Raw genomic sequence first — 11,192 nt, 5'->3', positions numbered from 1 at the left:
GACTGGCGGGGGCGCGTCACCCCTCGGCATCAGAAGTCAGCCACAGTGTCCGCACACCGTATGCTCTGTTCCCGACCCCAAATGTCGGGAACAGTGCAAGTTGGGCCGGAATCCCGATTTGGGATCGTCTAGTAGGGTGCCTCGACGTCGTTCATAGAGACATAGACGGTTTTCATTTCCGAATAGTGGTTGATCGCCAGCTTCGAGTTCTCGCGCCCGACACCCGACAGTTTTGACCCGCCAAACGGCGCTTCGACCGGGGCCAGGTTGTAGGTGTTGATGTAGCAGGTGCCCGCTTCGAACCCGGCCACCACGCGATGGGCGCGGGTCAGGTCCTTGGTGAAGACGCCGGCGGCCAGGCCAAACTCGGTGGCGTTGGCGCGGGCCATCACTTCGTCCTCGGTCTCGAAATCCAGCACCGACATGACGGGGCCAAAGATCTCCTCGCGCGCGATGGTCATGTCGTCTGTCACGTCGGCAAAGACCGTGGGCTGAATGTAGAAGCCCGGGCGATCCAGCCGCGTGCCGCCATGGACCAGCCGTGCGCCCTCGGTCTTGCCCTTTTCGATATAGCCCAGAACGATGTTCATCTGGTTTTCGCTGACCATCGGGCCGAAATTCACGGCCTCATCCATCGGGTCGCCGATCTTCACGTTGGCAAGGCGTTCGGTCAGACGGGCCAGGAAGGCCTCTTTGATGCCCTTCTGCACGAAGACCCGCGTGCCGTTGGAACAAACTTGGCCCGAGGAATAGAAATTGCCCAGGATCGCGCCCGAGACGGCGTTGTCGATATCGGCGTCGTCGAATACGATCAGGGGCGACTTGCCCCCCAGTTCCATCGTGACGTGTTTCATGCCTTCGGCCGCGGCGGCATAGACCTTGCGGCCCGTGAGCACCGAGCCGGTCAGCGACACCTTGGCCACGCGCGGGTCGGTGACCAGCGCGGCGCCCGCGTCGCCATAGCCCTGAACCACGTTGTAGATGCCCTTGGGCGCGCCGGCCTCGATCAGGATCTCGGCCACTTTCAACGCCGACAGGGGCGTGGTTTCCGAGGGTTTGAACACCATCGCATTGCCACAGGCCAGCGCCGGGGCGCCCTTCCAGCAGGCGATCTGGGTGGGGTAGTTCCACGCGCCGATGCCGACGCAGACGCCCAGCGCCTCGCGGATGGTATAGACGAAATCGCCGCCTCCCAGCGGGATATGCTCGCCAGTCAGCGACCCGGCCAGCCCGCCGAAATATTCCATTGCGTCCGCGCCCGAGTTCGCATCGGCCACCAACGTTTCCTGCAACGGCTTGCCGGTGTCATGGGTTTCGAGGATCGACAGCTCGCGGTTGCGCTCGCGCATGATGTCGGCGGCGCGGCGCAGGACGCGGCCGCGCTCGGTCCCGGTCATCGCCGCCCAGGCCTTTTGCGCGCGCTTTGCGCTTGTTAGAGCCTGTTCGATGATCTGCGCCGTCGCCGAATGCAGGCGGGCGATGACCTCGCCCGTGGCCGGATAGATCACGTCGATCGGGGTGCCTGCGGTGTCTTCGACATATTCGCCATCAATAAAGTGGCTGGCCTTGGGCTGAACTTTCATCGCGGATCCTTTTTTACTCTGGCCCCGGGGAACCGGTGCCGGTCGGTTTCATCCGCAGGTAATGATTATTGATTGATCAGTCAATAAAGCACTGCTTTGGGCGAATTCTTGCCAACAAAAAAAGGGGCCCTCTTGAAAAAAATGGTTAATGTTCCATTTCTGTTCTACATGATCGGAGGATCACCAGATGGAACAGTCATTGCGCAAAACCACCCCGATGGGGCCGACCAACGACTACCACATTCTGCCCGTCACGGACCGTCAGATGCGCTATGCGCGCGCGATCGCCCAGCAGTCCGCGTTGGAGATTCCGGTCGAGGCGCAGCGCGACCGGCGATCCATGTCCGATTGGATCTCGGCGCACAAGCCGCACGATCCCTCCCCCTTTGCCGACTACCCGACGGGCAAACAGGTGGCCTTTGCCGAGCGGATCTCGCGCACAAAACGCCGCCCGATCCCCAGCGAGTGCTTCCGCGACAAACGTGCGATGTCGCAATGGATTGAGCGGAACAAGTGAAGAAATGTGGCCGGCGGGCTCAGGCGTCTTTGTCATGGCGATGGCGATGCGACCGACCATACAGCCCTACGGCCGCTGCCACGAACAGGCCCAGTAGAATATAGCCGGTAATCGCCTCAGCCACGGCAAGCGCGCGGCACACGCCAACCGGCCGCAAGTCACCAAAACCAACCGTCGTGAAGGTAACATACGAGAAGTACAGGACATCCGCCGGACCGCGGGCGCCTTCAACGCACAGATCGTAGTACCCGTATGACCCGTAGACTGCAGCGAACAGAAACGGCACGACCTGAATGAAGGAAATCCCCATCAGCAGCAACTGCCGCTTGGGCGAGCGCACAAGCACAATGTAGTACCAGGTTTGCGAGAACAGCCAAATCGCCAACCCGATGGTGGCTGCAGCTCCGATCGTGTCGCCGGCGGCGGATTCGGTCAGGTGTGAAAGGATGTACCAAGCCAGACCACTGAGCATGACAAGGCCCATCGCTGCGATCAGCGTGGGCTTCCAATCCTGCAATGTGGTTGGATCATGCGCCATCGTCCCCCTCCCAAGCACGGGTACCGGCCATTTTTTAACGCCGGGCGCATCATCGCAAGCTTTTTTGCGGGATTCGAAGCTATTGGCCGCCGATATGCTCTTCGCCCCGCGCCCTTGCCAGCGTGATCTGTTTCTGCCGTTCGCGGAACCGGGCCTTGTCGGCCTCGGACGTCTCGTGGATGCACTGGTGGCAGGACACGCCGTGCTCGTATTCGGGGCGCTCCATGTCCTGGGGCAGGATCGGGCGGCGGCAGCCATGACACAGCTGGTGCGGTCCCTCGGCCAACCCGTGCCCTACGGAAACGCGATTGTCGAACACGAAGCACTCGCCCTTCCAGGTGCTGTCTTCGGGCGGGACCTCCTCGAGATAGCGCAGGATGCCGCCCTTCAGGTGATAAACGTCCTCGACCCCTTGCCCCAGCAGATAGTTGGTGGATTTCTCGCAGCGGATACCGCCGGTGCAGAACATGGCGACGCGCTTGTTGTGGAACCGGTCCTTGTTATGCTCCCACCAGGTAGGAAAATCGCGGAAACTGGCCGTTTTAGGGTCGATTGCGCCGTCGAACGTGCCGATCGACACCTCATAATCATTGCGCGTATCGATCACCACCACATCATCCGAACGGATCAGATCGTTCCAGTCCTGAGGCTCGACATAGTGGCCGGTGCGGGCGCGCGGATCGACATCCGGCTGGCCCATGGTCACGATCTCTTTCTTCAGGCGCACCTTCATCTTTCCAAAAGGCGGCTGGCTGGCGGTGGCCTCTTTCCATTCCAGATCGGCGCAGCCCGGCAGCGCCCGGATATGCGCCAGAGCCGCGTCGATCCCGGCGCGTGGGCCGGCGATGGTGCCGTTGATGCCCTCATGCGCCAGCAGCAGCGTGCCCTTGACCGACTGCGCGCGGCACAGCTCCAACAGCGGCGCGCGCAGGGCGTCCGGGTCGGCAAAACGGGTGAAGTGATACAGTGCGGCGATCGTGTACATGGCCGCGATCTAATGCGCGGCCCCCCGCAACGCAAGACACCGCATTGACGACCCCCGCCCGCCCGCCTACCGATAGGACACGCAAAGGAGGCCGCCATGACCCATGCCCTGATCGTGATCGACGTCCAGAACGACTTCTGCCCCGGCGGTGCGCTGGCGGTTCCCAACGGGGATGAGATCGTCGCCCCGATCAATGCCATGATGCCCGATTTCGATGCGGTGATCCTGACGCAGGACTGGCACCCGGCGGGTCATTCCTCGTTCGCGTCATCCCATCCGGGCAAGGCGCCTTATGATCTGGTCGAGATGCCCTATGGCCCACAGGTCCTGTGGCCCGACCACTGCGTGCAGGGCACGCCCGGCGCCGAATTCCACCCCGACCTGCGCACCGACGCCGACCTGATCCTGCGCAAGGGCTTCCGCAGTGCGATCGACAGCTATTCGGCCTTCTTCGAAAACGACCGGACCACGCCCACTGGGCTGGAAGGCTATCTGCGCACGCGCGGGATAGACCGGTTGACGCTGGTGGGGCTGGCGACCGATTTCTGCGTGCATTATTCGGCGGTGGATGCGGCCCGGCTGGGCTTTGATGTGGCCGTCAGAACCGACGTTTGCCGCGCAATCGATCTGGATGGGTCGCTCGCAGCGGCGGAACAGGCCATGCGCGACGCGGGTGTTACGCTGGCCTAACGGTTCAGGGCGTCGCTCCGGCCGCAGCCAGATATTTCAGCAGGACGAACACGATTACCGCAAGGCCAAGGGCGAAGCCAATGCGCCCCGGCACGGTTCTTCGGTCAGGTTTTGCGGGCGCAGGTGTGGCCGGTTGCGGGCGGCGCACCGGATCGCGGCGTTTGATGCCGATCCCAGGCTGCGCGCTGCGAACATGGCGCAGAAAGTCGCGCAGATTGAATTCACCGCAATACTGGCCGCGCAATCCCGTGGCCCGAATATTTGCAAACAGCTGGCGCAGGACCTTTTCGCGGGCCGCGGCGTCTTCGGGCGGATAGAAACCACGCGATTCACCACTGCCGTGGCTGTCCAGAATGAATCCGGCATCTACGAACACCTGACGCAGATTCGGTGACGCCCCCCTCAGAGCATCAGCCGTCTTCACATCGCGAAAACGCGCGCAGACCGTTGCGGTTTTCGGCTCAGTCGTAGCCGACGAACCGCAATCGCTCCCATCTTTTGCAATCGTTACAATATCAAAGTCGTAAGCCAGACCCATTCAACCAACTACTACCTTCTCGTACCATCCCACCGACTAACTAGACCGCGAAAAGAACAGACATTATGCCCGCATTATGGCCTGTCCTTGGCATTGTTACCAAATCCGCGACTCTTGCCATTCACCGCCCTGATTGATCTAACAACGGAAATGGCAGGAGTTCCCCATGGTCGACATCGCGACCCGTGTCTACAATCACAAATGGAAGATCGACCCGATTGTCCGGTCGTTGATCGACACGGACTTCTACAAACTGCTGATGTGCCAGTCAGTGTTTCGAAACCGACCCCAAACAACGGTCGAGTTTTCCTTGATCAACCGCTCGAATCACGTCCCCCTGGCCAAGTTGATCGACGAGGGCGAACTGCGCGAACAGCTGGACCATATCCGCTCGCTCAGCCTCAGCCGGGGTGAAAGCACCTGGCTGCGGGGCAATACCTTCTACGGCAAACGCCAGATGTTCCGCCCCGATTTCATGGAATGGTTCGAGAATCTGCGCCTGCCGCCCTATCACCTCGAACGCCGCGGCGATCAGTACGAGCTGACATTCGAAGGCAAATGGCACGAGGTCATGCTGTGGGAGATTCCTGCCTTGGCGGTGCTGATGGAGCTCCGCTCACGCGCGGTTCTGAACGACATGCGCCGGTTCGAGCTTCAGGTTCTCTATGCCCGCGCCATGACCCGTGTCTGGGAAAAAATCGAAACGCTGCGCGGCATTCCCGGTTTGGGGATCGCAGATTTCGGCACCCGGCGGCGGCATTCCTTCCTGTGGCAGGACTGGTGCGTGCAGGCGATGATCGAAGGGCTGGGCCCGGCCTTCACGGGAACGTCGAACTGCCTGATCGCCATGCGGCGCGAGGTCGAGGCGATCGGCACCAATGCGCATGAACTGCCGATGGTCTATTCGGCGCTGGCCGAAACCGACGAAGAACTGGCCCGCGCGCCCTATGACGTGCTGAGCGACTGGCATGACGAACATGACGGCAACCTGCGGATCATCCTGCCCGACACCTATGGCACCAAGGGGTTTCTGGACCGCGCACCCGACTGGCTGGCCGGCTGGACCGGCATCCGCATTGACAGCGGCGATCCGGCCAAGGGCGCCGAGATCGCCATCGAGTGGTGGAAATCGCGCGGCGAGGATCCCAGCCAGAAGCGGATCATATTCTCGGACGGGCTCGATGTGGACAAGATCCGCGAATTGCACGGCCAATTCGCGGGCCGGGTGAAGGTCTCGTTCGGGTGGGGCACGTTGCTGACCAACGATTTCCGCGGTCTGGTGCCGGGGGATGCGCTGGCGCCGTTCTCGCTGGTGTGCAAGGCGGTCTCGGCCAATGGGCGGCCGACGGTGAAACTGTCGGACAACCCCGAAAAGGCGATGGGGCCGAAAGACGAGATCGAGCGCTACAAGCGCGTCTTTGGCGTAGGGGAACAAGAAGCGATCGAAGTGATCGTCTAGCCCGGCTCAGCCGTGATGGGCGGCCACGGTTTTCAACTGGGAAAAACCGTACAGCGCCTCGAACCCCTTTTCGCGGCCATGGCCCGATTTTCCGACCCCGCCGAACGGCAGCTCGACCCCGCCGCCCGCGCCGTAATTGTTGATGAACACCTGCCCCGCGCGCAGCCGTTTGGCCAGCCGCATCTGCCGCGCGCCGTCCCGCGTCCAGACCCCGGCCACCAGCCCATAGTCGGTGCCGTTGGCGATTTGAATGGCCTGCTCCTCGGTGTCGAAGGGGATCAGAACCTGGACCGGGCCAAAGATTTCCTGCTGCGCCAGCGGATGATCGGGCGGCACGTCACCAAACAGCATCGGGCGCACATAAGCCCCGCCCGGCGGCGCGTGATCCACGATCCGGCCTTGTGCGGCGATCTCAAGATCGGCCCCCTGCGCCAGAAAGCCGGTCACGATCTGCTTCTGCCGGTCCGAGATCAGCGGCCCGACACGCAGATCCTCGGTCGCGGGGCCGACGGTCAGGTCGGCATAGGCGGCGGCCATGCGCGCCTTGACCTCGGCATAGACGCCGCGCTGCACCAGAACACGCGACCCGGCCGAGCAGGTCTGGCCCGCGTTCTGGATGCCCGCATTCACCAGAAACGGCAACGCCGCCTCCAGATCGGCATCATCGAACACCAATTGCGGAGATTTCCCGCCCAGTTCCAGCGTCACCGGCACCACGTTGGCCCCGGCCGCCTGCTGCACCAGCGCGCCCGTCGCCACGGACCCGGTGAAAGAGATGTGGTGCACACCCGGATTGCCGGACAGCGCCGCCCCGGCCTCGGCCCCGATGCCGGGCACCACGTTCAGCGCCCCGGCCGGCAGGCCGGCCTCGGTGGCCAAATGGGCAAAGGCCAACGCGGTCAGACAGGCCTCTTCGGCCGGTTTCAGAATGCAGGCATTGCCCATCGCCAGCGCCGCCCCGACCGAGCGGCCGATGATCTGCATCGGATAGTTCCACGGCACGATATGGCCGGTCACGCCATGCGGCTCGCGCAGGGTGTAGACCGTGTAGCCGTCCAGATAGGGGATGGTCTCGCCCATCACCTTGTCCGCCGCTCCGCCGTAGAATTCGCAGTACCGCGCCAGCGCCACCGCATCGGCGCGGGCTTGGGTCAGCGGTTTGCCAACGTCCAAGGCTTCGAGCAACGCAAGTTCTTCGGTCCTGTCCTGCACCAACTGTCCAAGACTGGTCAGGATACGGCCCCGCTCAACGGCGGTCATGCGCCCCCAGTCTCCGTCCAGCGCCGCCTGCGCGGCCTGCACGGCGGCATCGATCTGCGGCACCCCACCACGCGCGATCCGGCAGAGCGGCGTGCCGTCGGACGGGTTGGTCAGATCAAGCGTGTCGTCGGTTGCGACCCAATCGCCTCCGATCAGGCACAGGGTGGGATCAAACCAGATGGGATTTTGCATATCTGCCTCCAAAACAGGCTCTAACAAAGCGGTATCATGCCGCGCCCTGCCCGATCTGGGGCAATTTCGGCACGGCTTGGATCAGGGTTTGCGTATAGGGGTGCTGCGGGTCCGCGAACACGCGCTCGGTCTCGCCCTGTTCGACGATGCGGCCCGCCTGCATCACCATCACCCGGTCGGTGATGGTGCGCACCACGCTCAGGTCATGGCTGATGAACAGGTAGGTCAGGTCATAGGCCGCACACAGCTCGGCCAGCAGGTCGAGGATTTGCGCCCGGACCGAGACATCCAGCGCCGAGACCGCCTCGTCGAACAGGATCAGCTCGGGCCGGATGATCAGGGCGCGGGCGATGGCGATGCGCTGGCGCTGCCCGCCCGAGAATTCGTGGATGTATTTGCCTGCATCGTCGGGCGAGAGCCCGACGGCGGTCAACATCTCAGCGATGCGATCCTGCCGTTCAGACCCGGTGGGCGGGGTTTCCAGCAGGTGAAAAGGTTCGGTGATCAGGCGGGCGACCCGGTGGCGGGGGTTGAAGCTGCCGAACGGGTCCTGGAACACCACCTGCATCTTGCGACGCACGGCCAGGTTGGGTTTGTGCCCGGTGAACACCGGCTGGCCGTCCAGCAGGATCTGCCCGCCCTGCACCTCCTCGAGCCCTAAAATGGCTCGCGTTAGAGTCGATTTTCCGCAACCGGACTCGCCCACAAGCCCAAGGCGTTCGCCCCGATTCAGCGTGAAACTCACATTGTCCACGGCGCGATGATGGCCGGGCTTTTCGAACAGCCGCGTGCGCGGCAGGCGATAGTCGCGCACCACGTTGAGGACCTCGAGCAACGGCGCGGGCGCGGGCGGCGCAGGCAATGCGACCCGGTGGCCCGAGGCCTGAAACAGCATCCGCGTATAGGCATGCTGCATGTGGCGCAGCAGGTGGTCGGTGGCCCCGGTTTCGACCACTCGCCCCTTCTGCATCACCACGATCCGGTCGGCCATGTCGGCCACGACCGCCAAATCATGGGTGATCATCAGCAGGCCCATGCCGTATTCGGTGACCAGCCCCCGTAGCAGATCGAGGATCTGCGCCTGCGTGGTCACATCCAGCGCGGTTGTCGGCTCGTCCGCGATCAGCAGCCGGGGGCGCAGGGCGATGGCCATGGCAATCACCACCCGCTGCCGCTGCCCGCCCGACAATTCGTGCGGGTAGCGGTCCAGCGGGAACCTCTCGGGCGGCAGGCCGACGCGGGTCAAAACCTCGCGGGCACGGGCCTCGGCCTGATCGGGCGGCATCGCCTTGTGGATCAGGATGGTCTCCATCACCTGCGCCCCGATGGTCTGGACCGGGTTGAGCGCCGTCATCGGCTCTTGGAACACCATGCCGATCGCCGCCCCGCGCAGGGCGCACATCTCGGCCTCGGGCAGGCCTAGCAGGTCCTGCCCGTCCAGTCGCAGCGCCCCCGATGTCCGCGCCCCGTTGGGCAAAAGCTGCATCACCGCCAGCGCCGTAATCGACTTGCCCGAACCGCTCTCGCCGGTGACGGCCACGATCTGTCCGGGATCGACGGACAGGCTTACGTCCTTGAGGATGCCGACGGCGTGGATCGACAGCGACAGGTTATGGATTTCCAGCAGGCTCATGCGCGCGCCGCCCGGATGCGGGGGTCGAGCCAGTCGCGCAGCCCGTCGCCCATCAGGTTCAGCCCCAGCACCGTGACGATGATCGCCAGCCCCGGAATCAGAGCCAGATGCGGGGCAAAACTGACCATTGTCTGCGCATCGGCCAGCATGCGGCCCCAGCTGGGCGTGGGAGGCTGCGCGCCCAGACCGACATAGGACAGACCCGCCTCGGCCAGAATACCCAGAGAGAACTGGATGGTGCCCTGCACGATCAACAGGTTGGCGACGTTGGGCAGGATGTGCTCGGCCGAGATGCGCGCCGCGCCCTTGCCCGCGACGCGGGCCGCCAGGATGAACTCGCGCTCCCACAGGGACAGCGCCGCGCCGCGGGTAATGCGGGCGAAGACGGGGATGTTGAAGATGCCGATGGCGATGATCGCGTTCACCGCACCGGGGCCGAAGACGGCGGTGATTAGGATGGCAATCACCAGCGAGGGAAAGGCAAAGACCAGATCGTTGCCGCGCATGATCAGCTCGTCCAGCCAAGACCCCTTGCGCGCCGCGGCCGTCAGGCCCAATGGCACGCCGAACCCCATGCCAATGCCCACCGCCACCAGCGCCACCGCGATCGAGGTGCGCGCACCCACCATGATCATCGAGAACATGTCGCGCCCGAAATGATCGGTACCGAACCAGTGCTGTGCGTTGGGCGGCTGCAGCTTCTCGGGGATGTTCAGCGCGGCGTGGTCATAGGGTGTCCAGACGAAGGACAGCAGGGCCATCAGCACCACCACCGAGGTCAGCCCCGCCCCAAGGATCAGCGCGCGGCTCATGTGCGGCTCCGCAACCGGGGATCGACCGCGGCATAGGCCAGATCGACCAGGAAGTTCACCGTGATGACCGCAAAGACCAGCAGCATCACCACCGACTCCACAACGATCAGGTCCCGCGCCGAGATCGCCTGGAACACCAGCCGCCCCAGCCCGGGCAGGTAGAAGACCTGCTCGATGATGATCGACCCGGCCAGCAGAAACGAGAACTGCAGCCCGATGATCGTCAGCACTGGGATAAGCGCATTGCGCACCCCGTGCCGCCACAGCGCCTGGCGGCGCGACAGCCCCTTGGCGCGGGCGGTGCGCATGAAATCCTCACCCAGAATGTCCAGCAGCGCCGAGCGCATGACCCGCGACAGAATCGCCGCCTGCGGCAGGGCCAGCGCGATCGCCGGCAGCGTCAGCGAGTGCAGCCCGGCCCACAGGCCGTTGTCCCACCCCGCGAACCCGCCCGCGTTGAACCAGCGTAGATTGATCGCGAATATCAGCACCAGCATCATCGCGAACCAGAAGTTCGGCACCGCGATGCCCAACTGCGTGGCCCCCATCACCGCCAGATCGCCCGGCTTCCCCCGGCGCGCGGCGGCATAGATGCCGACCGGAAAGGCGATCAGCGTCGACAGTGTCAGCGCATAGAGCGCCAGCGGCAGCGACACCCACAGCCGGTCGGCCACCATCTGCGCCACCGGCGTGCGATAGGTGTACGAGGTACCGAAATCTCCGGCCAGCATGCCGCTGACCCAGTTCAGGTAGCGCTGCGGCCGTGACACGTCCAAGCCCAGTTCGGCGCGCAGGGCGGCCAGCGTTTCGGGCTGGGCGTTCACCCCCAGCATGAACGAGGCCGGATCCCCCGGTGCCACCTCGATCACCGCGAAGATGACCACCGAAGCGACGGCAAGGCTGAGTGCCAGCGAAATCAGACGTTTGAGCGCATATCGGAGCATTGCCGCCACGTTAGGCCGGGATTGGCCGCCGGTCCAGCGGC

At 63.9% G+C, this 11,192-nt stretch carries 11 protein-coding genes; 3 read left to right on the top strand and 8 right to left on the bottom strand.

The window, feature by feature from the left end:
- Positions 1–128: 128 nt before the first annotated feature.
- On the bottom strand, positions 129–1,583 hold the full coding sequence (gene betB, locus ACR3EL_RS01070; protein WP_480720087.1) for a betaine-aldehyde dehydrogenase: 1,455 nt from the start codon (positions 1,581–1,583) through the stop codon (positions 129–131).
- 187 nt (positions 1,584–1,770) lie between these two features.
- On the opposite strand from betB, the gene ACR3EL_RS01065 reads away from it, so the two are divergent.
- Positions 1,771–2,100, top strand: coding sequence for a hypothetical protein (locus ACR3EL_RS01065; protein WP_170457244.1), 330 nt, complete (start codon positions 1,771–1,773; stop codon positions 2,098–2,100).
- Between the two features lie 19 nt (positions 2,101–2,119).
- Here ACR3EL_RS01065 and ACR3EL_RS01060 read toward each other — a convergent pair whose 3' ends face one another.
- Positions 2,120–2,638 carry a potassium channel family protein gene (locus ACR3EL_RS01060; RefSeq protein ID WP_480720085.1) on the bottom strand — a complete coding sequence of 173 codons (519 nt, stop codon included), beginning with the start codon at positions 2,636–2,638 and terminating at the stop codon, positions 2,120–2,122.
- A 79-nt stretch (positions 2,639–2,717) separates the two neighbouring features.
- Positions 2,718–3,623, bottom strand: a complete 906-nt coding sequence (gene trhO, locus ACR3EL_RS01055; protein ID WP_480633745.1) for an oxygen-dependent tRNA uridine(34) hydroxylase TrhO — start codon at positions 3,621–3,623, stop codon at positions 2,718–2,720.
- A 96-nt stretch (positions 3,624–3,719) separates the two neighbouring features.
- On the opposite strand from trhO, the gene pncA reads away from it, so the two are divergent.
- On the top strand, positions 3,720–4,313 hold the full coding sequence (pncA, locus tag ACR3EL_RS01050) for a bifunctional nicotinamidase/pyrazinamidase (protein WP_480720082.1): 594 nt from the start codon (positions 3,720–3,722) through the stop codon (positions 4,311–4,313).
- A gap of 4 nt (positions 4,314–4,317) precedes the next feature.
- Here the strand turns inward: pncA and ACR3EL_RS01045 are convergent, their stop codons facing one another.
- Positions 4,318–4,689 (bottom strand): hypothetical protein, encoded by a 372-nt coding sequence (locus ACR3EL_RS01045; protein ID WP_254432930.1) that lies wholly within the window; start codon positions 4,687–4,689, stop codon positions 4,318–4,320.
- A 328-nt stretch (positions 4,690–5,017) separates the two neighbouring features.
- On the opposite strand from ACR3EL_RS01045, the gene pncB reads away from it, so the two are divergent.
- Positions 5,018–6,310, top strand: a complete 1,293-nt coding sequence (gene pncB, locus ACR3EL_RS01040) for a nicotinate phosphoribosyltransferase (RefSeq protein WP_480720080.1) — start codon at positions 5,018–5,020, stop codon at positions 6,308–6,310.
- Positions 6,311–6,316: 6 nt separating this feature from the next.
- Here pncB and ACR3EL_RS01035 read toward each other — a convergent pair whose 3' ends face one another.
- From ACR3EL_RS01035 to ACR3EL_RS01020, 4 genes are read right to left on the bottom strand one after another with little or no spacing between them, the layout of a single operon-like run.
- Positions 6,317–7,762 carry an aldehyde dehydrogenase family protein gene (locus tag ACR3EL_RS01035; protein WP_170341003.1) on the bottom strand — a complete coding sequence of 482 codons (1,446 nt, stop codon included), beginning with the start codon at positions 7,760–7,762 and terminating at the stop codon, positions 6,317–6,319.
- Between the two features lie 34 nt (positions 7,763–7,796).
- Complete coding sequence (locus ACR3EL_RS01030) at positions 7,797–9,395, bottom strand: ABC transporter ATP-binding protein (protein WP_170369078.1); 1,599 nt, start codon at positions 9,393–9,395, stop codon at positions 7,797–7,799.
- Positions 9,392–10,207 carry an ABC transporter permease gene (locus ACR3EL_RS01025; RefSeq protein ID WP_170340999.1) on the bottom strand — a complete coding sequence of 272 codons (816 nt, stop codon included), beginning with the start codon at positions 10,205–10,207 and terminating at the stop codon, positions 9,392–9,394. The genes ACR3EL_RS01030 and ACR3EL_RS01025 overlap by 4 nt, the downstream gene beginning before the upstream one ends.
- Positions 10,204–11,151: an ABC transporter permease gene (locus ACR3EL_RS01020; protein ID WP_170364081.1), complete on the bottom strand. Its 948-nt coding sequence runs from the start codon at positions 11,149–11,151 to the stop codon at positions 10,204–10,206. Before ACR3EL_RS01020 ends, ACR3EL_RS01025 begins: the two co-directional genes overlap by 4 nt.
- Positions 11,152–11,192 lie beyond the last annotated feature (41 nt).

The sequence above is a fragment of the Ruegeria sp. BJ3 genome (assembly GCF_056535665.1).
Note: the sequence above shows the minus strand (reverse complement) of the source record. Positions and strands in the feature narration are given on the sequence as shown.

What these genes read in the sequence shown, in the direction of transcription:
- betB (WP_480720087.1), bottom strand. Translation starts at nt 1,583, where the DNA reads ATGAAAGTTCAGCCCAAGGCCAGCCACTTTATTGATGGCGAATATGTC.
- ACR3EL_RS01065 (WP_170457244.1), top strand. Translation starts at nt 1,771, where the DNA reads ATGGAACAGTCATTGCGCAAAACCACCCCGATGGGGCCGACCAACGAC.
- ACR3EL_RS01060 (WP_480720085.1), bottom strand. Translation starts at nt 2,638, where the DNA reads ATGGCGCATGATCCAACCACATTGCAGGATTGGAAGCCCACGCTGATC.
- trhO (WP_480633745.1), bottom strand. Translation starts at nt 3,623, where the DNA reads ATGTACACGATCGCCGCACTGTATCACTTCACCCGTTTTGCCGACCCG.
- pncA (WP_480720082.1), top strand. Translation starts at nt 3,720, where the DNA reads ATGACCCATGCCCTGATCGTGATCGACGTCCAGAACGACTTCTGCCCC.
- pncB (WP_480720080.1), top strand. Translation starts at nt 5,018, where the DNA reads ATGGTCGACATCGCGACCCGTGTCTACAATCACAAATGGAAGATCGAC.
- ACR3EL_RS01035 (WP_170341003.1), bottom strand. Translation starts at nt 7,762, where the DNA reads ATGCAAAATCCCATCTGGTTTGATCCCACCCTGTGCCTGATCGGAGGC.
- ACR3EL_RS01030 (WP_170369078.1), bottom strand. Translation starts at nt 9,395, where the DNA reads ATGAGCCTGCTGGAAATCCATAACCTGTCGCTGTCGATCCACGCCGTC.
- ACR3EL_RS01025 (WP_170340999.1), bottom strand. Translation starts at nt 10,207, where the DNA reads ATGAGCCGCGCGCTGATCCTTGGGGCGGGGCTGACCTCGGTGGTGGTG.
- ACR3EL_RS01020 (WP_170364081.1), bottom strand. Translation starts at nt 11,151, where the DNA reads ATGCTCCGATATGCGCTCAAACGTCTGATTTCGCTGGCACTCAGCCTT.